Raw genomic sequence first — 23993 nt, 5'->3', positions numbered from 1 at the left:
GCCGGGGGAGGGCAGCAAAACGCGAGGCGCTGTGGGAGGCGGCTTTTAAGCCCGGTCAGCCTTAAAAATAGCATAAAAGCGACGGGCTCAGAACAGAGGGCGGATGCTCTGACTGTTGTTCAGCGTAGGGCTGAAACACTTGTCATAGTAACTGAGAATGGCGGCGGTACGCTGACGGTTGCGGTGGATGCGGCGCAGCGCCAGAACGCTGTTCACCACGAAGCCCAGAGCGACAATGACCAGCAGCAGGCTGGTCGCAAGGTAGCGCCAGAGCATAACAACATTTGGCTCACTGTGCAGGGCGATGTGGCGGGTGCCGTTGGCGTCAGTCGTGATATTCGTGACGATCCCGCTGGCCGTAAAAGACGTATGCAGAAGCATTCCGGCAAGGCGCTGCAGTTCCGGCCACTGGTCCGGCGCATTATAGTCAAACAGCGAGACGCCCGGCGCGACATGGTTAACTAACTGACGACCTTCATCGCTGAGGATCAGGAAACCGCCCGGCGGCGGGCTGTTCAGCGATTCCGCCGCACGGCGCGTTTCACGGTAGAAAAATGTTGAGGTGGCGGTATTAACCAGATTCTCCAGCGCTTCAGCACTGACGGGACGCAGCAGGACATTCATGCCGTTAAGCGCGCCTGAATCCGCACGTCGAATCAGCGTTTCCCAGTCTTTGGCGTTGCCCAGGTTAACCAGCGCGTTTTTCAGCCGGACACAATCCTGCTCCTGGTTACAGAGCTCCTGCGTCCTGAGGACGATATCGGAAAAATCGTCCAGCAGGATCATGCCGGACTTCTGTATCGCCGTGGCCAGCTGCGGATTAAGCTTGGGATCGGTACTGTTCTGAGGATGCAGCTGCTGGCGGGTGGTGGTTAACAGGGCCATCGCCCTGTCGATAATATCCGACTGGGGGATTGGCAGCGGCGCCGCGTTATTCCAGTAAACGGCAGAACAGTCAAACGGCATAAAAGCGTAGGTGCGGTTGCCCTGATAATTGGCAGGAATCGAGCACATGCCCGTCCCGCTCACCCGCAAACTGTCGCCCACATGCAGCGAGATCTGCTCTAAGTCTTTCACCGAGGTTACCTGAACACTTTCGGTACCCTGTAGCCAGGCCATACTGAGCTTAAGCGGCATGCCAAGCGGGATCCAGACGAGCAGCAGCACCAGCACCAGCAGCGAGCAGGCGGCCAGCACGACATTTTTACGCCAGTGCTGAACGGGAAAATTACGCACTTCATCCTGCAACGACAGGTAGCGGCCCTGACGAACAACCTGACGGTTAAGATAGATATCGACTTCGGTCGGCTGTCCCAGGTCATGGGCGACGTAGGGCTGCCAGTGGGGCGGATAAATCAGATCGATAATGCCCAGCGAAATGTTGCTGACCTGTCCCTGGTTGGATTCGCCAAACAGCCCCCAGCGCTTGGGCGCGCCTCTGAGGCAGTGAACTTCCCGCAGATCTTTTTCACCTGGGCGGCGATAGAGAAACCAGCCGCTGACGCCAATGATGGTGACCGCAGCCAGAATTAGCCAGGGCATCAATAGCAGCGGTGCCAGCAGGCTGATAAACAGCAGCAGCAGCGCTACGCCAATTGCCGTTGCTTCGCGCGTGCCGTCCGGGCGGCTGAGCGAGAACTCTTCCGGCGTCTCTTTCCTGACGCTCAGCAGTTCAACGTTTTCGCTCTCTTCTTTGCGGATGGAGGCATTTTGCGCCATTGGCCTGACGACGGGCGCAAGAGCGGGCTCTTCATACACATAGTTGACGAGCGAATGACCGTTCAGCGAGATAACCAGCGGGATCGTCTGGGTTTTTATCAGCTCGACAAAATTTTCATCGGCAATGTACTGCTCCCACAGCGGAGGCAGATGCACCTCAACGGCGTCAAGGTAGTAGCGCCATTTATGCGGTTCATCCGTGGAGAGGCCGTAGCGGGTAATAGAGCGGGTCACCGGATAGACATTGCTGCTCTGGGAGATAAGCGTCAGCCGATCGGCGGCAGCGCCCGTCTCGTCCTGCAGGACGTTTTTACGGTATTTGTCCAGCGAGGCGACATAGCGCTCGGCAGCCTTGCGCTCTTCATTGCTCAGCTTACGAAACGGAGGACTGATGAATGGCAGTGGTTTCGCCAACGGCGGCCGATGCCGCATAGCGTACCAAAAGAAACAACCCGCCCCGATCGAGCAGGCCAGCATTACAGCCAATATGATGACTATTGTGCTCATGCTTCCCTCATTCCTGCCACGATACTCCCGTCGTTATTTTGGTGATTACCTGCCAACTTCATAAGATTACGGACATTGTGGCGGGTTTAGACGGCGCTGGCAATTAGCTGTGTATACAAAAATAGCGCGCAAAATCATAAAATTAGAATAATAAATTATAAATCCCTGTTCAAAGCTTACCAAGTGAACCGGCGTCTCAGTATCGGCATTATCCTATTTTTAAATGGTCTGGTTGACTTTATTTAGATATCTTCCCAGCTTGAACGGGTGGGGGATTATCAGCGCATAAAATTATACGCGAGAGGATTGGCAACCTTTCTTCGCTGCCGCACAATGGAAAGCATCACGGTGTTTGTACCGTCACTTACGGGCTAAGATGCTCAACTTTTGGCTTTTCCCTGGGGCCGCTATGACCAGAAAGTTACAGAAACCCGAAATCCTGAACGTGGAAACCGTGGCCCGCTCGCGGCTCTTTACCGTCGAGGCGGTGGACCTGGCATTCAGCAATGGTGCCCGCCGCGTTTATGAGCGGATGCGCCCCTCTGACCGCGAAGCGGTGATGATTGTGCCCATTATCGACAATCATCTTATCCTGATTCAGGAGTATGCCGTCGGTCTGGAGTGCTATGAGCTGGGGTTTCCGAAAGGGTTGATCGATCCCGGCGAAACCCCTTTTGAAGCCGCTAATCGCGAACTGAAAGAAGAGGCGGGATTCGGCGCCGGCAATCTGGAAACGCTTGGTAAGCTGACGATGGCACCTTCCTATTTTTCCAGCAAAATGAATATTGTGGTGGCTGAAAACCTTTACGAAGAAAAGCTGGAAGGGGATGAGCCAGAACCGCTGCCGCAGATACGCTGGCCGCTGGACAATTTGCTGGGGCTGCTTCAGGAACCCGATTTCCGCGAAGCCCGCAACGTGAGTGCTTTGTTTCTGGTCCGCGAATGGCTGGTGAAGCAGGGCAGAGTGAGCTATTAAAAAAAGAGCGGGCTTCGTAGCCCGCTCCTGCTGTTTCTCTTCAGGGACGCCCGGTCTGGCCGGCGCGTCCTTTTTGCTGCTGTCGATCAGAAGAGTTCGTGGCTCTGGCCGTTATCCATCAGCGTCGTTCCCACGTCGTTAACGGAATATTCGGTCGGCTGGGTACCCTCGATAAAGTATTCCTGACGGCTGTTGCCGCCGTTAGCCAGTTTGCCAGTGCGGCGGTCGATATTGACCGTCACCACGCCCTCTGGCGGCGTCAGCGGCTGAACCGGAACGCCGTCAAGCGCGGCCTTCATATAGTCATTCCAGGCGGGCTGGGCGCTTTTTGCACCACCCTCGTAGCCTGAGATTTGATCTTTGATCGCGCCGGAGGCGGTGCTGCGCCCCAGGTTGCGCCGGTGATCGTCAAAGCCAATCCAGACAGTGGTGACCACGCCCGGACCATAGCCGGAGAACCAGGCGTCTTTCGAACTGTTGGTTGTGCCGGTTTTACCGCCGATATCGTTACGCTTCAGATCGCGGGCCGCCCGCCAGCCGGTGCCCATCCAGCCCGGCTCACCAAAGATATTGGAATTCAGCGCGCTTTTAATCAGGAACGAGAGCGGCGTATTGATAACGTGCGGCGCATACTGCTGTTCGCCAGACTGCTGGCCGGGCTGAGGGACCTGCTCAAGCTTAGGCTGCGGCACGGCTGCGTTGCGACCTTCCTGAGAAACGGCAACGTTTTCAACGCTGTCTTCGCTCAGCGCAACGGCCTTTTTGGTCTCGCCGTAGACCACCGGAAGATTACACTCGGGACAGGCAATTTTCGGTTTCTCTTCGAATAGCGTCTTGCCCTGCTCATCTTCAATTTTGCTGATGAAGTAAGGATTTACCAGGAAGCCGCCGTTTGCCATCACGGCGTAACCCCGCGCCATTTGCAACGGCGTAAACGAAGCGGAACCCAGCGCCAGCGACTCGGTATGGACGATATTCTGCGCCGGGAAGCCGAAGCGCTGAAGGTATTCAGCGGCATAATCGACGCCCATCGCGCGCATCGCGCGCACCATCACCACGTTTTTAGACTGACCCAGTCCCTGACGTAAACGGATCGGGCCATCATAGGTCGCCGGTGAGTTCTTGGGACGCCAGTCCGACCCGGCGCCAGCATCCCAGCGGGAAATCGGCACGTCGTTCAGGATTGAGGCCAGCGTCAGACCCCGATCCATCGCCGCGGTGTAGAGGAAGGGTTTGATATTTGAACCCACCTGACGCAGTGCCTGGGTGGCGCGGTTGAATTTACTCAAATTAAAATCGAAACCGCCCACCAGCGCCCTGACGGCACCATTTTGCGGATCGAGTGAAACCAGCGAAGAGTTAACGTCCGGAACCTGACCCAGCCACCAGTCATTATCCACTTTCCGCACCCAGATCTGCTGACCAGACTGAACCACTTCCGTCACTGAACGGGGCGTGCGGCCCTGCAAGGTGTCAGATTTATAAGGACGCGCCCAGCGTACGCCGGGCAGGCCCAGGGTAACGGTAGTACCGTCGCGTAACAGCGCTGTAGCTTCATCGCGGTCGGCACCGGTAACGACCGCCGGGATCAGCGGCCCGTAGACGGGCAGCGCCTTAAGGGCTTTCAATATCGCCGTACGGTCCCAGGCGGCTTCCCCCACTTTCCACATCACTTTAGAGGGGCCACGATAGCCGTGACGCATATCATAGGCCATCACGTTATCCTGCACCGATTTCTGTGCGGCCAGCTGAAGCTTACGGGTAATGGTGGTCGTCACCTTAAATCCGTCGTTATAGGCATTTTCCCCATAGCGTTTGATCATTTCCTGACGCACCAGCTCGGTCAGATAAGGCGCGGAAAAGGCGATTTGTGGCGCGTGATAATTGGCCTCAATCGGCGTGTTACGGGCCTCTTCATACTGGAACTGGCTGATGTAATGCTGATCAAGCATTCGGGCCAGAACGACGTTACGACGCTGCGTCGCACGCTCGTTTGAGTAGAGCGGATTAAAGGTCGAGGGGGCTTTAGGCAGGCCCGCGATCATCGCCATTTCACTCAGCGAGAGCCGATCGACATCCTTACCAAAGTAAACCTGTGCCGCTGCCCCCACGCCGTAGGCGCGGTAGCCGAGATAGATTTTATTCAGATAGAGTTCAAGGATCTCATCCTTGCTCATCATCTGCTCAATACGGATAGCAAGGAAGGCTTCCTTGATTTTACGCATCAGCGTCCGTTCCGGACTGAGGAAGAAGTTACGGGCCAGCTGCTGGGTAATGGTACTGGCGCCCTGAGACGCATGGCCGGAGAGCAACGCGACGCTTGCCGCGCGGAAAATACCAATAGGGTCGACGCCGTGGTGTTCATAGAAGCGGCTGTCTTCAGTCGCAATAAACGCTTTAATCATCACAGGAGGAATTTCCTGCAGCTGTAGCGGGATGCGGCGTTTCTCACCGTACTGAGCGATCAGCTCATTGTCGGCGCTGTAAACCTGCATCGGCGTCTGAAGACGAACATCTTTCAGCGTGGCGACGTCGGGCAGCTGCGGCTCTATATATTTGTAGAGACCATAAATCGAGCCTGCTCCAAGCAAAATGCAACACACTGCAAGGATCAAAAAATACTTTACGAACTTCACCTGATATTTTCCATTTTGAGTCGATTGGGCAGTTTATAAACAATCGCGCGGTAGTATAAAGGCTAGCCATGAGCTTGGATACGTCCTTTTAACCGCTGACGACAGGGAGACCGCGCTAAATGGCATTTCGGACATGGCAAGTCGGGCTGGATATTCAGAACGGGCAACTTTGCGCCCTCGGCATCCAGCGCCGTCGAAACGGCTGGCAACTTCGCCACTGGTGGCAACAAGTGCTGCCGCAAGATACGTTAACAAACGGGCTGCTGCAACGCCCCGACGCGGTCATTACCGTACTCCGGCAGTGGCGAAAACGCCTGCCTTACCGGATCTCGCTTCGCGTGGGGTTTCCGCCGCAGCTGGTATTACAGCGGCATCTTGACCTGCCGGGCAGGCAATTAGGCGAGCCAGAGCGTAGCAGCTATATCGCCGCCGCGGCGAGGCGATTTTTCCCAATTGAGCTGGAGCGGCTGGTGATGGATTACCGTCAGCCGCAGGAAAATCGCGGGCAGCTTTGCGTGACGGCCACCCGGCGCGACGCCCTGCAAAGCTGGCTTGACTGCCTCGCCGGGGCGCGGTTAACGCCTCAGGTCATGGAGCTGACGCCTGCCGGGCTTTGCGCGATATCACAAGCGCTGCGTCCCCAGCCTGCAACGGCGCTGGTTCACCGGCTGGAAGATCACTGGCTGTGGTACGCAGGGGATCTGGTGGGGCAAAAATGGGGATGGCGTTCGCGGCAGGAGGTGCCCGATTTCGCCACGCTCCGGGCGCAGCATCTGCCGGAAATCACCACGATTTACTATAGCGCCATCGGAGAAGATAACCTTCCTCCGGGCACGCTGGCGCTCAATCCGCTGGAGGCACTGGCACAGAAGCAGCCGCCGCTTCCCCTGTACGCCGGTGCCTTTACGCTGGCCGCCGGGCTGGCCCTCAGACCGGAAGATGCCTGATGGTCTGGGTCAATTTTCTTCCCTGGCGACGTCGCCAGCGGCTGGCGCAGCGCACGCGGGCCTTACTCCTGCCGGCTCTTTTAGCCCTGCTGCCCGCCAGCGTCTTTCTCCAGGCGTCAGGACAGCGAGCCGTAAATGCGCAAAATCAGCATATCGTGGCAGGCTGGCAGGGAGCCACTCAGCAGCTCAGCACCCTGAAAGCGCGCGCAGTAGCGCTCACTCAGCAAAAACAACAGCTTCAGCAGTCAATGGCCACCCGACAGGCGCAGCAGCAGAAAATGCTGGAGTGGTATCTGTTTGCCCGCGATCTGGCGGAGCAGATGCCTGAAACACTCTGGTTAAGCGAGATAAGCCAAAACGCGGCGGGCCTCAGCCTGAAGGGCTTCAGCAGGGGAATACGCGAGATGCATGACTTTCGTCAGCGCCTGCAGTCAGCTCATCTTTTCCGGGAGGTGAGAACGGAAAAAGTCAGCCTGGACAAACAGCATGGGATCCGCTTCAGTCTGGCTGGCGCAGTACGAACCGGGGAAGGCGCGGATGAATAACCGGTTCCTGAGCGGCTGGCTTGCCCTGGCGCGCTGGCAGAGATTCGCGTACTGCCTTCTGTGTGGGGGCCTGATGACTTTTATCGTGTGGCTGCTTTGGGCGCGTCCCGCCAGCGCAGAAGCTGCTGTTATCGCCAGCAAAAAGAGCGAGGCGATGCGTCACTACCGCAGCATTTTGCCGCAGACGCGCCAGTATGGTGCTCTTAGCGTTATTGCGGCGGACATTGCCGGGCTGGAGGCGGCAGCGCGCGAAGCGCAGAGGCACGCCTTCTCTCTGCTGGGGCTGCTTGAACAAGCTGGCGGAGAGCTCCTGCTCTGGCAGCCGGATGGCCATGGCGGCAGCCTCACGCTGCTGCTCAGCTGGACGCAGGCCAAAAACGTTCTTCTTTATTTAAGCGAGCGGCATGCCGGTATTGCGCTCCGGCACTTCAGCCTCCGGCGAGAGGGGGAGCAGCTTCGTCTGCAAATGACGCTGGAAGTGGCTGATGAGATCTGAATTTCACCGGACAGCACTGACGACGATCGTCACCGTGATCATCAGCATCAGCATCGCCAGCACCGCGGCAGCCAGCGGCCCCGCTACCGGACGGGATCCGTTCAGGCCACCGTCATCACCAATATGCACGCCGGGCGAAGAGCCGCCACAAACATGGCGGCTACGGGGAATTATCGGACGGGACGCCGATTACCTCGCCTGGCTGGTGGATGCCAACGGTAAGTGGCAGCCGCGCCGACCGGCGGCATTGCTGGATGCTCACTGGCGACTGCTTAAGGTTGAAGCCCGGAGTATTACCGTTGAAGCGCTGCAAGGGTGCGGGCTCCTCAGGAAAATCACATTACAAGGAAATCGTTATGATCAGGACGATCTGTCTGCTGATGCTGCTCGGTCTCAGACCGCTTTACGCCACCACGGCGCCGCTGTCGCTGACGTTCGATGAAGCCCCTGTCGGCCAGGTTTTGCAGGCGTTAGCCGCCTATCAGAAGCTGAACCTTATGCTGGCACCCGGCGTGGAAGGCACCGTATCGCTCAGGCTGGAAAAGGTCCCCTGGCGCCAGGCGCTAAAGCTGGTGGCGAAAATGAACCGGCTCACGGTGGAAACGGAAGGCAATATTCTGATGGTCTATCCGCAAAGCTGGCAGCAGGAGCAAAAACGCCAGCGGGCGGCGCAAAAAGAGGAGGCGAAAAACGCACAGCCGCTGGAAACGCTTGCGCTGACGCTGCGGTTTGCCGATGCGAAAGCGGTGAACGCCAGCCTTCAGGCCGAACGGAGCAGGCTGATGACGCCACGCGGCAGCGTCACCGTGGACGAACGCACCAACAGCCTGCTGCTGAGGGATACGCCAGCGGCCCTTGCTGAGACGCAGCGCTGGGTCAGCGCGCTTGACGTGCCGCTTGAGCAGGTTGAGCTGTCCGCCCATATCGTCACGATAAGTGAGGAAAGTCTGCGGGAGCTGGGCGTGCGCTGGGGAATGCAGGGAGAGGAACAGGTCACGCGCGCGTTAAGAGCCAGCCAGCTGCGGGTTGATCTGGGCGTCACCGATCCGGCGATCGCCGCAGGGTTTACCCTCGGCAGGCTGAACGGCAAGCTGCTGGATCTGGAACTGAGCGCGCTGGAACAGGAGAACAAGCTGGAGATCATAGCCAGCCCGCACCTCTTTACCTCGCACCGGCAGGCTGCGAGCATCAAGCAGGGAACGGAAATCCCGTACGAAGTCTCATCCGGCACCAGCGGCAGCACGTCGGTTGAATTTAAGGAGGCGGTGCTGGGCATGGACGTTACGCCAGTGGTCCAGGCCAACGATCGGATTTTGCTGAAATTACACATCAGCCAGAATGTGCCTGGCAGGACCATGCGCAGCGGAGAAGGGGAGTACCTGGCGATAGATAAACAGGAAATTCAGACTCAGGTCACGCTCAGAGATGGTGAAACGCTGGCGCTGGGCGGCATTTTCCAGCAGCACAGCGCCAGTGGGCAAAAAAAGGTGCCCGTCATCGGCGATATCCCGCTGCTCGGCGCGCTTTTCCGCTATGACATTCGGGAGCAAAAACGCCGGGAATTAGTGATCTTCATCACACCAAGGCTGATTCGTGACGAGTAATGTTTTTTTTCGTCCAAACTGAGGAACCGGGCGCTTTTTTCCCTGATTGCTATCATATGCGTTTGACGCAAGAGCGGAATTAGCTTACAAGGTTTAGCGATTTTGATTTATGGGCCTCGGTTTGGCTTTAGAAGATGCATATAACCCGTTTTTTATCGTGCGCAACCGGCGTAGCCGATGCAGTGACATCGGGCTGATAAATGAAGCGGACTGAAACGCGGCCTTTTTGCGCGCAATGGGCAAGGTCAATTTAATCGGTTGCCAAAACACCTTCAGTGTTGAGATAATTTTCCTCTGACTCTCGCACTATCGCTCATGAGGTTTCAGTTCATGTCCTGTCCGGTTGGACGGGGTATCATTAACGAATTGTCTTAGTAATACCGAAAAAATGGCAGAGAAACGCAATATCTTTCTGGTTGGGCCTATGGGTGCCGGCAAAAGCACTATTGGGCGTCAGTTAGCTCAGCAACTCAATATGGAATTTTACGATTCCGATCAAGAAATTGAGCGACGTACCGGAGCGGATGTGGGTTGGGTGTTCGACGTCGAAGGCGAAGAAGGCTTCCGCGATCGCGAAGAAAAAATTATCAACGAACTCACCGAGAAGCAGGGCATCGTGCTGGCGACCGGTGGCGGCTCAGTTAAATCACGTGAAACGCGTAATCGTCTTTCGGCTCGCGGCGTAGTGGTGTATCTGGAAACCACCATCGAAAAACAGCTGGCGCGCACGCAGCGTGACAAAAAACGCCCTTTGCTCCAGGTAGACTCACCCCCGCGTGAGGTGCTTGAAGCGCTGGCCGATGAGCGTAATCCACTTTACGAAGAGATTGCCGACGTGACGATTCGTACCGACGACCAGAGTGCTAAAGTGGTCGCGAATCAGATTATCAACATGTTGGAAAAGAGCTGATCCTGGCTCTGACCGCCTGTAGGCTTCAGTAAAAAGGTGAAACAGCGTCATGGAGAAGATTACCGTCACTTTGGGGGAACGCAGTTACCCCATCACCATCGCTGCCGGATTGTTCAACGATCCGGACTCCTTTTGGCCGCTTAAGGCGGGCGATCGGGCCATGCTGGTGACTAACCAGACGCTGGCCCCGCTCTATCTTTCTTCAGTACGCCAGCGGCTTGAAAGCGCTGGCGTACTGACTGATCAGGTTATCCTGCCGGATGGCGAACAGTTCAAAACGCTGTCGGTTATGGATCAGGTCTTCACAGCCCTGCTGGAAAAGCCCCATGGTCGTGACACTACCCTGATTGCCCTTGGCGGCGGGGTAATTGGCGATCTGACCGGCTTTGCCGCGGCAAGCTACCAGCGTGGCGTACGTTTTATTCAGGTTCCCACGACGCTACTCTCCCAGGTAGATTCCTCCGTTGGCGGTAAGACAGCCGTTAATCATCCGCTGGGCAAGAACATGATCGGCGCATTTTATCAGCCGGCCTCGGTGGTCATCGATCTCAACTGTCTCAATACGCTGCCGCCGCGCGAGCTGGCGTCGGGTATGGCAGAGGTGATCAAATACGGCATTATCCTCGACGGTGCGTTTTTTAGCTGGCTGGAAGCAAACCTGGAGGCGCTGATGGCGCTGGATGGCGAAGCTATGGCCTACTGCATCCGTCGCTGCTGCGAACTGAAAGCGGAAGTGGTGGCTGCCGATGAGCGTGAAATGGGGCAGCGTGCGCTGCTGAACCTGGGGCACACCTACGGTCACGCTATTGAAGCCCATATGGGCTACGGCAACTGGCTCCATGGCGAAGCCGTGGCTGCCGGGATGGTGATGGCCGCCCGGACGGCGGAGCGCCTCGGGCAGTTCTCTTCTGAAGAGACAGACAGAATCATCGCGCTGCTTCAGCGTGCCGGCCTGCCGGTTGATGGGCCGGAAAGCATGCAGGCAGAAGACTATCTTCCGCATATGCTGCGTGATAAAAAAGTGCTGGCGGGTGAACTGCGCCTCGTGCTTCCGCTGGCTTTAGGTAAGGCCGAAGTGCGCAGCGGCGTGTCGCATACCCACGTTCTGGCAGCCATTAACGACTGCCAGGCTCCCGCAGCCTGACGAAATCATCGGGCATATGCCCGTCAAACTTTTGATGTAACCGCTGTTCATAACCTCTTGAGCGGCGGCGCTGCACTACTGGAGGAGGTTGAATGGACGAGTTTAAACCGGAAGACGAGTTAAAACCTGACACCAGTGACCGCCGCCCGCAGCGGTCGCGCAAAGGATCTTCCGCACCTAAAACGCCGGTGTCCCGTCAGCATATGATGATGGGGATCGGCATTCTGGTTTTACTGCTGCTGGCGATTGGGATTGGCTCGGCGCTCAACTCCTCGCCGGGCGACGGCAATAAGCAGGCGGGGCAGCAGCCTTCTTCAGCGCCAGCAACCTCCGGCAGCGACAAAGCGATCGATCTCTCAAGCTCCTCATCCATGAGTACCTCGTCAGGTGAACAGACACCGGATGCCAGCGCGGATAACGGTAACCCGCAGGAGATCAGCGTGCCGCCTGTCTCTTCCACGCCGACCGAGGCGCAGCCGGTACAGACGCCTGCCAGTCAGCAGCGCGTGGAACTGCCGGGCGATCTCAGCAGTGCGCTGACGAATCAGCAGGGCCAGTTAGATTCTGCCGCGCAGGGTTCACAGGGCAACGGTACCTCGCTGCCAACGGCCCCGGCGACCGTCGCGCCCGGCGCGCAGTCATCTCATGCTACGGGTAACCCGACAGCAGCGGCCCAGCCGAATCAGTCACCGGCGAAGAAACCCGCCGAGTCTCAGAAACGTGCGGAAAGTAAACCAGCACCGAAAGAATCCCGGACTCATGCGAGTGCGTCAGCAGGTAAAAACGCTGCGTCAGCGGCGAAAAGCGGAGCCGCTCCCGGCGGCAACTATACGCTCCAGCTGAGTAGCGCTTCGCGCTCCGACACGCTGAACGCCTGGGCGAAAAAACAGAACCTGAACGGCTATCACGTTTATAAAACCACCCGCAACGGTGCACCCTGGTATGTGTTAGTCAGCGGCTCTTACGCCACGCCAGCAGAGGCGAAGCGTGCGGTCGCCTCACTGCCCGCGGAAGTGCGCGCGCAGAAACCCTGGGTGAAGCCGGTCAGCCAGGTGAAAAAAGAGTCAGCCAATTAATCCAGGCCGGTGCAAGCCGGCCTGACATTGCAGTATGCCAGCGCGGTAGCAGGGCTGGCATTTCAAAGCGCAGATATGCTGTCGGTGTGACCGCAGCCAGAAGAGTAAATGTAATAAAACGACGGCATGAAAAAAAATCGCGCTTTTTTGAAATGGGCGGGAGGAAAATTCCCGCTTCTTGATGATATTCAACGTCATCTCCCCGACGGGGACTGCCTGGTCGAGCCATTTGTTGGCGCGGGTTCCGTATTCTTAAATACCCACTATTCGCGCTATATCCTGGCCGATATCAACAGCGACCTGATCAATCTCTACAACGTCGTGAAAACCCGGGTCGGAGAGTTTACGGCCGACGCCCGCGAACTCTTTACCAGCGAGAGCAATGAGGCGGAGTTCTATTACGCCCGCCGTCTGGAATTTAATCGTTGTGCAGATCCCTATCGCCGTGGCGTACTGTTTTTATACCTGAACCGCCACTGCTATAACGGCCTGTGTCGTTATAATCTGAGCGGTGAATTCAACGTGCCGTTCGGACGTTACCGCAAGCCCTATTTCCCGGAAGACGAACTGCACTGGTTTTCTGAGCGGTCGCAGAATGCGACCTTTGTCTGTGAATCGTACGATGTTACGCTGAACCGGGCGCCGCAGGATGCGGTAGTCTACTGCGATCCGCCTTATGCGCCGCTGTCGGCAACCTCTAACTTCACCGCGTACCACACTAACAGCTTCAGCCTGTTGCAGCAGCAGCACCTGGCAGAGCTGGCCGTTAAGCTGTCGCAGGAGAGCCGCATTCCGGTGCTGATCTCTAACCACGATACGCCGCTGACCAGGCTCTGGTATCAGGCGGCAGAGCTGCACCAGATTAAAGCCCGCCGGTCCATCAGCCGCAACGGAACCGGCCGGAATCAGGTCAATGAGCTGCTGGCGCTGTTTGCCAGCCGCTAATCCTTAACTGCGTTACGTGCCTCACGTCAGGCGCGCGAATTGGGAGAAATGGATGAAACAGTTCTTACTTGCCCCATCAATTCTGTCAGCCGATTTTGCCCGCCTGGGCGAGGATACGGCCAAAGCGCTGGCCGCCGGCGGTGATGTTGTGCACTTCGACGTAATGGACAATCACTATGTCCCCAATCTGACCATGGGGCCAATGGTCCTGAAAGCGCTGCGCGATTACGGCATCACCGCGCCGATTGACGTGCATCTGATGGTGAAGCCGGTCGATCGCCTGATCCCCGACTTCGCTAAAGCCGGTGCCAGCTACATTACCTTCCATCCCGAAGCATCGGAGCATGTCGACCGTTCGCTGCAGCTGATTAAAGAGCACGGCTGTAAGGCCGGGCTGGTCTTTAACCCGGCGACCTCGCTCAGCTACCTTGATTACGTGATGGACAAAGTGGACGTTATTCTGCTGATGTCAGTTAACCCTGGCTTTGGCGGACAGTCCTTTATTCCGGGCACGCTGGATAAGCTGCGCCAGGCGCGCAAGATGATCGATCAAAGCGGTTATGACATCCGGCTGGAAGTGGATGGCGGCGTCAAGGCCGAAAATATTGGCGAAATCGCCGACGCCGGCGCGGATATGTTCGTTGCCGGCTCGGCGATTTTTGGCCAGCCTGATTATAAAAAAGTCATCGACGCGATGCGTAATGAACTGGAGAAATCACGACATGGCGCATTTCACTAACGTCCGCGCGCTGGCGTTTGATCTCGACGGCACGCTGATTGACAGCGCGCCCGGCCTGACCAGCGCGGTTGATGCAACACTCACAGCGCTGGGCTTGCCCACTGCCGGCGTGGAGAGAGTCTCCACCTGGATCGGTAACGGCGCGGATATCCTTATTGAGCGTGCGCTCATCTGGGCGTCAGGCCAGCAGCCTGACAGCGCCATGCTTGCCGATGCCCGCGTTCTGCTGGATACCCACTACGCGACCACGATAAAAAGCGGCAGTAAGCTATTCCCGCAGGTGAAAGAAGGGCTGGCCGCGCTGGCCGCCACCGGCCTGCCAATGGCGATCGTCACCAATAAGCCAACGCCCTTCGTGGCGCCTTTACTGGAGTCGATGGGTATCGCAGGGTTTTTCTCGCTGATTATCGGCGGTGACGACGTAATTGCGAAGAAGCCGCATCCGGCGCCGCTGTTTCTGGTGATGGGTAAGTTTGGCGTACTGCCTTCAGAGCTGGTTTTTGTGGGCGATTCCCGCAATGATATTCTGGCGGCTCAGGCGGCGGGCTGTCCCTGTGTGGGCATGTCGTTCGGCTACAACTACGGAGAGCCGATTGCCTCCAGCAATCCGACCGTCGTGCTCGACAACTTTAACGATTTGTTGCCCGCTTTAGGGCTGTAATTATCAGGACGAAAAACATGAGTAAACCCATCGTATTTAGCGGCGCACAGCCTTCCGGCGAACTGACCATCGGTAACTATATGGGTGCGCTGCGTCAGTGGGTCAACATGCAGGATGATTTCAACTGCATCTACTGCATCGTGGATCTGCATGCCATTACCGTGCGCCAGGATCCCTCCGCGCTGCGTAAGGCTACGCTGGATACGCTGGCGCTCTACCTCGCCTGCGGTATTGACCCGAAGAAGAGCACCATTTTCGTTCAGTCCCATGTGCCGGAGCACACGCAGCTGAGCTGGATCCTGAACTGCTACACCTATTTTGGTGAGCTGAGCCGCATGACGCAGTTTAAGGACAAATCGGCGCGCTACGAAGAGAACATCAACGCCGGACTGTTTGACTACCCGGTGCTGATGGCGGCGGATATTCTGCTGTATCAGACCACGCAGGTGCCGGTAGGTGAAGACCAGAAGCAGCATCTGGAACTCAGCCGCGACGTCGCAGCGCGCTTCAATGCGCTGTATGGCGACGTGTTCAAAGTGCCGGAACCTTTTATTCCGAAATCGGGCGCGCGCGTGATGTCGCTGCTGGAGCCAACCAAAAAGATGTCCAAGTCTGACGATAACCGCAACAACGTTATCGGCCTGCTGGAAGATCCGAAAGCGGTGGTGAAAAAGATTAAACGCGCCATGACCGACGGTGATGAGCCGCCTGTTGTACGCTACGACGTGAAAAACAAAGCGGGCGTTTCTAACCTGCTGGATATTCTCAGCGGCGTGACCGGCAAAACTATCCCGGAGCTGGAGCTGCAGTTTGAAGGCCAGATGTATGGCCACCTGAAAGGCGCCGTGGCGGAAGCCGTTTCCGGCATGCTGAACGAGCTTCAGGAACGTTATCATCGCTACCGCAACGATGAAGCCTTCCTTGAGCAGGTGATGCGTGAAGGCGCGGCTAAAGCGCGGGCGCAGGCTCAGGAAACGCTGAAGAAAGTCTATGACGCCGTCGGCTTCGTCGCGCAGCCCTGAGGCGACGTTTCTGCCCTGAGGGGTTGGGACAGAAGGGTTTGCAAATGATAAGAGAGCTCCGGCTCTCTTTTTTTATGCGTTGATTCGCCAGGCCGGAAGGGTTAACACCGTCCCGGGAAGTGACGGGCTGTCAGACAGCCCGTCAGAGATTCAGGCGATTTGAGGTGAAATAAGCTTGTGTCGCAGAGCGACAACCCGACCGACAATGATCAGGCTCGGGCTTTTCACCTGCTGTGCCAGCGCGGCCAGATCGGCCAGCGTGCCATCCACCACGCGCTGCCGGACGCTTGTTCCGTTCTCCACCAGCGCCACCGGCATATCCGCGGCCATGCCCTGGGTCAGCAGCTGGCGCTGGATCTCCGGGGCCTGCGACAGGCCCATATAGAAGACCAGCGTCTGCTGCTCTGCCGCCAGCTTTGACCAGTCGAGCTGGTTTTCATGCTTCAGATGACCGGTAACCAGCCGTACGCTCTGCGCATGATCGCGATGGGTCAGGGGAATACCGGCATAAGCGGAGCATCCCGACGCGGCGGTAATGCCGGGCACCACGGAAAAAGGGATCTGATGCTCAGCAAGCGTTTCCAGCTCTTCACCGCCCCGGCCAAAAATAAAGGGATCGCCGCCCTTAAGGCGTACCACGCGTTTCCCCAACCGCGCGTGGTGCAGCAGGATTTGATTGATCTCTTCCTGAGGGACGCAGTGATAGCCCGCCCGTTTGCCGACAAATAACCGTTCAGCGTCGCGCCTGATGAGTTCCAGTACCTCGTCAGAGACCAGCCGGTCGTAAACGACGATGTCCGCCTGCTGAAGCTGCTGCAAGCCTTTCAGCGTCAGCAGCCCGGCGTCGCCAGGTCCCGCGCCTACCAGTACCACTTCGCCCCGGTCACTCAGCGGCTCCCGGAGCAGCGCGCCGGTCAGTTTTTCCACCTGCGGCGTATCGTTGCAGGCCAGCGACTGCGCCAGGCGATCGTGGCTGAAGAGCTTTTCCCAGAAGCGCCGGCGCTGGGAGATCTCGCCGAACTCCTGCTTTACCCGCTGGCGGAGCGAACCGGCGAAAGCGGCGACCTTACCCAGATGCTGAGGCAGCAGCGCCTCGATTTTTTCCCGCAGCAGCCGGGCCATCACCGGGGCGCAGCCGCCGCTGGAAACGGCCACCATCAGCGGGGAGCGGTTGATGATGGCGGGCATGATGACGCTGGCCGCTTCCGGCGCATCCACCACGTTACAGAATATACGTCTCTCTTCCGCACTGGCCTGTACCTGCTGATTGACCTCGTGGCTATCGGTGGCGGCGATGGCCAGCCAGCACTCATCCAGCATGTCCGGGCTGAAAATGCTTTCCAGCAGCGTCAGCTGACCTGCCTGCTGCCATCCGTAAAACGGCGAAGAAAAATGAGGCGCGCAGACGCGCAGATCGGCACCGGCTTTCAGCAGCAGCCGCGCTTTGCGCTCCGCGACTTCGCCGCCGCCAACCAGCAGACAGGCTCTTCCTCGCAGCTGGCAAAAAAGGGGGAGGTAGTCCATTTGATGCGCTCTCCAGAGAAGAAAAAAGGGCCGCTGTCAGGCGGCCACGGGGGGAGAAGTGACGGGCAAACCGTTTTCAGACAGCGACTTCGACCATACCATCCCTGACGCGGGCCGGGAAGGTGGCGACCGAGCGGCTTTCATCCTCCATACAGACGCCGTCACTCAGCCGAAAGCGCTGCTTTTTCAGCGGGCTGGCGACCCACAGCGCCTGCTGATGCTCGGCGATAATGCCGCGCGAGAGCACGCTGGCCTGGGCAAAAGGGTCAATATTGCTGATAGCGAAGATCTCTTCATTCTCACGGGGACGAAAGATCGCGATCTGATGCTGGCCTACCTTCGCGCACACGCCAGTCGCGGGAAGGATGGCGTTAACGGCGCAAATCTGGTGCCACTGGCTCATGCGTTTTCCTCCAACAGCGTGACGGGAATGCGTTCCTCAGGACGGGCGGGGCGATGCTGCTCGCGTTCCGGGACCACCTGCACCAGCGGATCGCGCTGGGTATCGTTAATGAAGTGAGAGAAACGGGCGAGCTGGCTTGCGTCCGCAAGGGTTTCTTTCCATTCACATACAACGTTCTCGCGCAGCCGGGCAATATCTGTTTCCAGCTGTGCATTCAGGCCGAGCTTGTCATCAACAATCACCTGCCGCAGGTAATCAATACCGCCTTCCAGGCTTCCCAGCCAGAGTGAGGTACGCTGGAGTTTATCGGCGGTGCGGATGTAGAACATCATAAAGCGGTCGAGATAGCGGATCAGCGTCTCTTTATCCAGATCGGCCGCCAGCAGGTCCGCATGGCGGGGCTTCATGCCGCCGTTGCCGCAGAGGTAAAGATTCCATCCCTTTTCCGTTGCGATAATACCGACATCCTTGCCCTGAGCTTCCGCGCATTCACGGGTACAGCCGGAAACGCCAAACTTCATTTTATGCGGCGTGCGGATACCCTTGTAGCGGTTTTCCAGCTCAACGCCGAGGCCGGCACTGTCGCCGACGCCAAAGCGGCACCAGCTGCTGCCTACACAGGTTTTCGCCATACGCAGCGCTTTGGCGTAAGCGTGACCGGTTTCAAAACCGGCGGCAATCAGCTGTGACCAGATAGCCGGCAGGTCATCTTTCTGCGCGCCGAAAAGCGCGATGCGCTGCGAGCCGGTGATCTTGGTATAGAGGTTATAGCGGCGTCCTATTTCGCCGATGGCGACCAGCCCTTCCGGGGTGATTTCACCGCCAGCCGAACGGGGAATCACCGAGTAGGTGCCATCCTTCTGGATATTGCCGAGGAAATTATCGTTGCTGTCCTGCAGGGCAGTATGCTGCGGTTTCAGTACATATTCATTCCAGCATGAAGCCAGCAGCGATCCTACGGTCGGTTTACAGACTTCACAGCCGTAGCCGCTGCCATGTTTTGCCAGCAGCTGATCGAAGGTTTTAATCTCTTCAACGCGGATCAGATGGTAAAGCTCCTGGCGGGAATAGCTGAAGTGCTCGCAAAGGTGATTATTCACCTCAATGCCCTGACGGCTCAGCTCGGCGTTCAGCACCTGGGTCATCAGCGGCACGCAGCCGCCGCAGCCGGTACCCGCTTTGGTTTCAGCCTTCAGCGCCGCCACGGTGTGGCAACCGTTCTGAATGGCGCTGACAAGGTCCCCTTTGGTGACGTCAAAGCAGGAGCAAATCTGGGCGGTTTCCGGCAGCGATTCGACGCCGATAGCCGGTTTGCTACCCGCATGACCGGGCAGGATCAGCGCGTCAGGATGTTCAGGCAGCTCAATAGCGTTCAGCATCAGCTGCAGCAGATTGCCATAATCGCTGGTATCGCCCACCAGCACGGCGCCCAGCAGCGTTTTATTATCAGCGCTGACCACCAGCCGTTTGTAGATCTCTTTATTCTCGTCCAGATAGACGTAGCTGCGCGCCCCTTCCGTACGGCCATGCGCATCGCCGATGCCGCCGACGTCAACGCCGAGCAGCTTCAGCTTGGCGCTCATGTCTGCACCGGTGAAGGCGTTCTCGTTCCCCAGCAGACGATCGCAGGTCACCTGAGCCATTTTGTAGCCGGGCGCGACCAGTCCGTAGATGCGGTTTTGCCAGGCGGCGCATTCGCCGATGGCATAAATATCAGCATCAGCGGTCTGACAGCGGTCGTTGATCAATACGCCGCCGCGCGGGCCGAGCGGAAGATCGCACTGTTTAGCCAGCTTATCCTGAGGCCGGATACCGGTAGAGAAGACGATAAAATCGACCTCCAGCTCGCTGCCGTCGGCAAACTGGAGCGTTTTCCCTCCCTCGGGCCGGTCGATAATCTGCTGCGTATTCTTGCTGGTGTGAACGCGCACGCCCATACGTTCGATTTTTTGCCGCAGTTGCTGACCGCCCATGGGATCGAGCTGTTCCGCCATCAGCACGGGCGCAAACTCAATGACGTGCGTTTCCACGCCCAGATTTTTCAGGGCGCCGGCGGCTTCCAGACCCAGCAGACCGCCGCCGACCACCACGCCACGTTTACTGCGGCGCGCGCAGGCTTCGATCGCGTTCAGGTCTTCAATAGTGCGATACACAAAGCAGTCATGGCCGCTGGCGCCTTTAATCGGTGGGATCCAGGGATAGGAGCCGGTGGCCATGACCAGCTTGTCATACTGCACGGCGCGGCCGCTGCTGGAGTAAACCACTTTTTCCTGACGGTTAATGCTCAGCGCCCGCTCGCCAATCAGCACGTCAACGTTGTGCTTCTGGTAGAAACCGTCGCGAACCAGAGAGAGTTCTTCAGCAGTATGGTGAGAGAAGTAAGCAGAAAGGTGTACGCGGTCATAGGCCACGCGGGGTTCTTCACAAAAAACGGTGATGGCAAACTGGCCTGGCGCTGATTTTTCGACCAGCTCTTCAATTAAACGGTGGCCAACCATGCCGTTGCCAATAATGACGAGTCGGGTGCTCATTTTTGCCTCACAATGCAAAGTATTGGGGCTACAATAGCGCGCCTAAAGGGGCAGTTATTGATGTATATCAATTCGCATTTTAAATACTCCTTAGTGGGTAGATGCCTGATTTGGCATGGTTTTTTATAAGTCTTGGAAAAGGCTCAGCTTTTGGCTGAAACGTATCAGCCAGCATTTTGGCCCTTATGTTGCAGTGAATGAAATGAGTGGTAGGGTTAAGAGAGTTCATTAATCTTCGGGAGCGATCGGATGCAGGCTGGACATTTACGGTGGATAAATCATGCGCGCCTGCCGTGGCGCGAAGGACGCTGGCAGATCGAGATTCAGGACGGCAAGTTTGTGCGGCTTTCGCCCCAGACCCAGTGTGCGCCTCAGCCTGACGCGCTGGATGCCGAAGGCGGACTGGTTTTCCCCCCTTTTATCGAACCTCATATCCATCTTGATACTACGCAGACCGCTGGCGAGCCGGCATGGAACCAGTCCGGTACGCTGTTCGAGGGGATCGAGCGCTGGGCGGAACGTAAGGCGTTGCTCAGCCATGAGGATGTAAAGGCGCGTGCCAGGCAGACGCTGAAGTGGCAGATTGCCAACGGCATTCAGTATGTACGAACCCACGTTGATGTTTCTGACCCGACGCTGACGGCGCTGAAGGCCATGCTGGAAATTAAGCAGGAGATGGCGCCCTGGATAACAATCCAGATTGTGGCTTTTCCCCAGGAGGGCATTCTCTCCTATCCGGATGGCGAAGCGCTGCTTGAGGAGGCGCTGAGGCTGGGAGCGGATGTGGTTGGCGCAATCCCCCATTTTGAGTTCACCCGTGAGTACGGCGTGGAATCCCTGCACAAGACGTTCGCCCTCGCGCAGAAGTATCAGCGAATGGTGGATGTGCACTGCGATGAAATTGATGATGAGCAGTCCCGCTTTGTTGAAACGGTCGCCGCGCTGGCGCTGAAGGAGAAGATGGGGGAGCGGGTGACGGCCAGCCATACGACCGCGATGCACGCCTATAACGGCGCCTATACCTCAAGGCTGTTCCGCCTGCTGAAGCTCTCCGGCATCAACTTTGTCGCCAATCCCTTAGTGAATATTCATTTACAGGGACGCTTCGATACCTATCCTAAACGCCGGGGCATTACGCGCGTGAAGGAGATGCTGGAGGCGGATATCAACGTCTGCTTCGGGCACGATGACGTCTTCGATCCGTGGTATCCGCTGGGAACGGCCAGTATGTTACAGGTGCTGCATATGGGGCTGCATGTCTGCCAGCTGATGGGCTATGAGCAGATTGATGCGGGGATCAATCTGATTACCCACAACAGCGCCAGAACGCTCCAGCTGAAGGACTACGGAATTCAGACCGGCAACAGCGCCAATCTGATTATTCTGCCTGCTGACAGCGGTTTTGACGCGCTGCGTCGTCAGGTGCCGGTGCGCTATTCCATTCGCGAAGGGCGGGTCATTGCCGAAACGAAGCTCAGCGAGTCGAATATTCACCTGAACGATCCTGAGCGAATCGACTTCCGGCGCTAAAAGAAAAGGCCGGATTCACCGGCCTTTTTCGCTTAGTGGGAGGACATATGCCCATGCAGCTTATGCTTACTGACGAAGCCGAGCAGCAGGCACATGACGAAGACCACCGCATAGAGACCGTTCGCGGTCAACAGGGCCGCATGCGCGCCGCCTTTATCCACGATAGGACCGGTCACAACGAAGGTCAGCATGGTGCCGACGGTGCCGCAGGTCAGAATGAAGTTCACCAGCTTGGGTGAAGAAACCTTCGTCTGCAACGAGCCCAGCGTAATAATGGTGGTGTAAATCGCGCTGGAGAAGAAGCCCAGGCTTATCATTATCCACTTCAGCATGGAGGCATCGTCACTGCTGACAAACCAGTACATCAGCAGGGTCGCCATCAGCGCCAGTACGGTCAGGATGCGCTGAGGATCGAAGAAGCGAAGAATGGCGCTGAACGCCCACATGCCGATCATGTATGAGGTCCAGAAGTTGCCGACCAGCCCGCCTGCCTGAGTAATATCCATGCCCATGGTTTTGGTCGCATAAAGCGGCACCCAGCCGATAAAGCCAAGCTGGCCGAGGATGTAGCAAAGCGCGGCAATGGAAAGAAACAGGACGCCAATGCCCCACTTCTCTTTTTGCACTTTCTGCTGCTGGTTCGGCGCTTTCTTGCCCAGTACCGGAAACTCAAAGCAGAGCGCCAGCACGAAAATGGCCACGTAAATCACGCCGATACAGGCATAGACCCAGTACCAGGGCAGGGAACGCGCCAGAATGGCGGCGGCGATAATCGGGAAGATGGTGCCGGCCATGCTGAAGAAGGAGTCGGTAAACAGCAGTCTTGAACCGCGCTGACGCCCCTCATAGAGGTGCGTGATCAGGAAGGTACCGATCGACATAGTGATGCCGCTGACCACGCCCAGAACAAACATACAGAGCGAGAAGACGCTGAGATTGTGGCTGGTCATCAGGCCAAGCACCGACAGGATCATCAGTACGAAGCCGAACATAAGCTGACGCTTAAGCGGGATGATTTCCATCAGCCAGGCATTAAGGAAAACAGCTACCAGAATTCCGGCATTCAGAAAGGTAAAAGTATTGCTCATCTGCGCGACGGGCAGCTGAAAATACTCAGCAATATTTTCCAGCACCATACCGGTCACAATCACTACCGCGCCGGTAAGCGCATAGGAAAAGAAACTGAGCCAGGTAAGACCGATTCGATCGCGATTCGTCATAATGAAAAACCTGTGAGTCAAAGGGAACGTGAAGCAGGACGCCCACGGTAAGCGGGAGGAGTGTAGCGATATTCGTGATCGGCTTAAACGAATAATGAAATAAAAAATAGTGTATGCATTCAAATCGTGATGCGTATCACCGTTTTCTGGGGTACGTAAGCGTTTGCGTGTGCAAAATGCGCACGTAAATAAAAGTAAAAGGCTGGCGCATATATAGGGGCCTCTTTACAATCAACGTTGTTTTTTGGCCCAGAACTTAGAAAGGAACAGACATGTTAAAACGCACTCTGGCCGCCGTCGCCACCGTATTGGCGCTCTCTTCGGTTTCCATGACCACTTTTGCTGCAAAAGGCGATCCCCACGTCCAGTTGACCACCTCAGCCGGGACTGTCGAACTTGAACTGAATAATGAAAAAGCGCCGGTTTCGACGAAAAACTTTATCGACTACGTGAACAGCGGCTTCTATAACAACACCACGTTCCACCGCGTCATTCCCGGCTTTATGGTGCAGGGCGGTGGGTTTACGCAGGATATGCAGCAGAAGCCGACCAACGCACCGATCAAAAACGAAGCGGACAACGGTCTGCTGAATAAGCGCGGTACGATTTCAATGGCCCGCACGGCGAATAAAGACAGCGCAACCAGCCAGTTTTTCATTAACGTTGCCGATAACGCTTTTCTCGATCACGGCCAGCGTGATTTCGGCTATGCCGTCTTTGGCAAAGTGGTTAAAGGCCAGGACGTGGTTGATAAAATTTCTCAGGCTCAGTCCCACAATGTGGGGCCATATCAGAACGTTCCCGTAAAGCCTGTTGTGATCCTATCCGCAAAAGTGCTGCCATAACCTCCCTGCGGGT

21 protein-coding genes are annotated in these 23993 nt (G+C 57.0%); 15 read left to right on the top strand and 6 right to left on the bottom strand.

The features are described 5' to 3' along the window. Window positions 1–87: 87 nt before the first annotated feature. Entirely contained in the window at window positions 88–2226 is a 2139-nt protein-coding gene (locus AAH446_RS11560) for an intracellular growth attenuator family protein (RefSeq protein ID WP_342906840.1), read from the bottom strand. Window positions 2227–2635: 409 nt separating this feature from the next. Here AAH446_RS11560 and nudE point away from each other — a divergent pair, with 409 nt between their 5' ends. Continuing rightward, complete coding sequence (nudE, locus tag AAH446_RS11555; protein WP_342906839.1) at window positions 2636–3202, top strand: ADP compounds hydrolase NudE; 567 nt, start codon at window positions 2636–2638, stop codon at window positions 3200–3202. An 86-nt stretch (window positions 3203–3288) separates the two neighbouring features. Here nudE and mrcA read toward each other — a convergent pair whose 3' ends face one another. Beyond that, on the bottom strand, window positions 3289–5838 hold the full coding sequence (gene mrcA, locus AAH446_RS11550; protein WP_342906838.1) for a peptidoglycan glycosyltransferase/peptidoglycan DD-transpeptidase MrcA: 2550 nt from the start codon (window positions 5836–5838) through the stop codon (window positions 3289–3291). Between the two features lie 119 nt (window positions 5839–5957). Between mrcA and pilM the strand changes: the two genes are divergently transcribed. From pilM to trpS, 12 genes are all read left to right on the top strand, one after another. After that, a complete protein-coding gene (gene pilM, locus AAH446_RS11545; RefSeq protein ID WP_342906837.1) occupies window positions 5958–6785 on the top strand; it encodes a pilus assembly protein PilM in 828 nt (275 codons plus the stop codon). Next, complete coding sequence (locus AAH446_RS11540) at window positions 6785–7330, top strand: PilN domain-containing protein (protein WP_342906836.1); 546 nt, start codon at window positions 6785–6787, stop codon at window positions 7328–7330. Before pilM ends, AAH446_RS11540 begins: the two co-directional genes overlap by 1 nt. A 73-nt stretch (window positions 7331–7403) precedes the next feature. Further along, the gene (locus tag AAH446_RS11535) at window positions 7404–7826 is read left to right on the top strand and encodes a HofO family protein (protein WP_342906835.1); all 423 of its coding nucleotides are present in this window, start codon (window positions 7404–7406) and stop codon (window positions 7824–7826) included. After that, window positions 7816–8268: a HofP DNA utilization family protein gene (locus AAH446_RS11530; RefSeq protein WP_342906834.1), complete on the top strand. Its 453-nt coding sequence runs from the start codon at window positions 7816–7818 to the stop codon at window positions 8266–8268. Before AAH446_RS11535 ends, AAH446_RS11530 begins: the two co-directional genes overlap by 11 nt. After that, entirely contained in the window at window positions 8183–9430 is a 1248-nt protein-coding gene (hofQ, locus tag AAH446_RS11525) for a DNA uptake porin HofQ (RefSeq protein WP_342906833.1), read from the top strand. The genes AAH446_RS11530 and hofQ overlap by 86 nt, the downstream gene beginning before the upstream one ends. A 388-nt stretch (window positions 9431–9818) precedes the next feature. Next, window positions 9819–10340 carry a shikimate kinase AroK gene (gene aroK, locus AAH446_RS11520; RefSeq protein WP_024966530.1) on the top strand — a complete coding sequence of 174 codons (522 nt, stop codon included), beginning with the start codon at window positions 9819–9821 and terminating at the stop codon, window positions 10338–10340. Window positions 10341–10389: 49 nt separating this feature from the next. Then, window positions 10390–11484, top strand: a complete 1095-nt coding sequence (gene aroB / locus AAH446_RS11515) for a 3-dehydroquinate synthase (RefSeq protein WP_342906832.1) — start codon at window positions 10390–10392, stop codon at window positions 11482–11484. Window positions 11485–11576: 92 nt separating this feature from the next. Next, complete coding sequence (locus AAH446_RS11510; RefSeq protein WP_342906831.1) at window positions 11577–12560, top strand: SPOR domain-containing protein; 984 nt, start codon at window positions 11577–11579, stop codon at window positions 12558–12560. Between the two features lie 126 nt (window positions 12561–12686). Then, a complete protein-coding gene (gene dam / locus AAH446_RS11505) occupies window positions 12687–13505 on the top strand; it encodes an adenine-specific DNA-methyltransferase (RefSeq protein ID WP_342906830.1) in 819 nt (272 codons plus the stop codon). A gap of 52 nt (window positions 13506–13557) precedes the next feature. Further along, the gene (gene rpe, locus AAH446_RS11500; protein WP_342906829.1) at window positions 13558–14244 is read left to right on the top strand and encodes a ribulose-phosphate 3-epimerase; all 687 of its coding nucleotides are present in this window, start codon (window positions 13558–13560) and stop codon (window positions 14242–14244) included. Beyond that, window positions 14228–14905: a phosphoglycolate phosphatase gene (locus tag AAH446_RS11495; RefSeq protein ID WP_342906828.1), complete on the top strand. Its 678-nt coding sequence runs from the start codon at window positions 14228–14230 to the stop codon at window positions 14903–14905. The genes rpe and AAH446_RS11495 overlap by 17 nt, the downstream gene beginning before the upstream one ends. A gap of 17 nt (window positions 14906–14922) precedes the next feature. Then, the gene (trpS, locus tag AAH446_RS11490; protein WP_342906827.1) at window positions 14923–15927 is read left to right on the top strand and encodes a tryptophan--tRNA ligase; all 1005 of its coding nucleotides are present in this window, start codon (window positions 14923–14925) and stop codon (window positions 15925–15927) included. A gap of 150 nt (window positions 15928–16077) precedes the next feature. Here the strand turns inward: trpS and cysG are convergent, their stop codons facing one another. The 3 genes from cysG to nirB form a co-directional block, all read right to left on the bottom strand. Further along, the gene (cysG, locus tag AAH446_RS11485; protein WP_342906826.1) at window positions 16078–17451 is read right to left on the bottom strand and encodes a siroheme synthase CysG; all 1374 of its coding nucleotides are present in this window, start codon (window positions 17449–17451) and stop codon (window positions 16078–16080) included. A gap of 76 nt (window positions 17452–17527) precedes the next feature. Continuing rightward, window positions 17528–17854 (bottom strand): nitrite reductase small subunit NirD, encoded by a 327-nt coding sequence (nirD, locus tag AAH446_RS11480; RefSeq protein WP_342906825.1) that lies wholly within the window; start codon window positions 17852–17854, stop codon window positions 17528–17530. Beyond that, window positions 17851–20385, bottom strand: a complete 2535-nt coding sequence (nirB, locus tag AAH446_RS11475; protein ID WP_342906824.1) for a nitrite reductase large subunit NirB — start codon at window positions 20383–20385, stop codon at window positions 17851–17853. The genes nirD and nirB overlap by 4 nt, the downstream gene beginning before the upstream one ends. A gap of 249 nt (window positions 20386–20634) precedes the next feature. On the opposite strand from nirB, the gene AAH446_RS11470 reads away from it, so the two are divergent. Continuing rightward, a complete protein-coding gene (locus AAH446_RS11470) occupies window positions 20635–21915 on the top strand; it encodes a cytosine deaminase (RefSeq protein ID WP_342906823.1) in 1281 nt (426 codons plus the stop codon). 32 nt (window positions 21916–21947) lie between these two features. On the opposite strand, the gene tsgA is transcribed toward AAH446_RS11470, so the two are convergent. Beyond that, entirely contained in the window at window positions 21948–23135 is a 1188-nt protein-coding gene (tsgA, locus tag AAH446_RS11465; protein ID WP_342906822.1) for an MFS transporter TsgA, read from the bottom strand. Between the two features lie 272 nt (window positions 23136–23407). Between tsgA and ppiA the strand changes: the two genes are divergently transcribed. Next, a complete protein-coding gene (gene ppiA, locus AAH446_RS11460) occupies window positions 23408–23980 on the top strand; it encodes a peptidylprolyl isomerase A (protein ID WP_342906821.1) in 573 nt (190 codons plus the stop codon). Window positions 23981–23993: the final 13 nt, after the last annotated feature.

The organism is Erwinia psychrophila (assembly GCF_039023475.1).
Taxonomy (GTDB): domain Bacteria; phylum Pseudomonadota; class Gammaproteobacteria; order Enterobacterales; family Enterobacteriaceae; genus Erwinia.
This window is presented reverse-complemented; position numbering and strand designations above follow the sequence as displayed.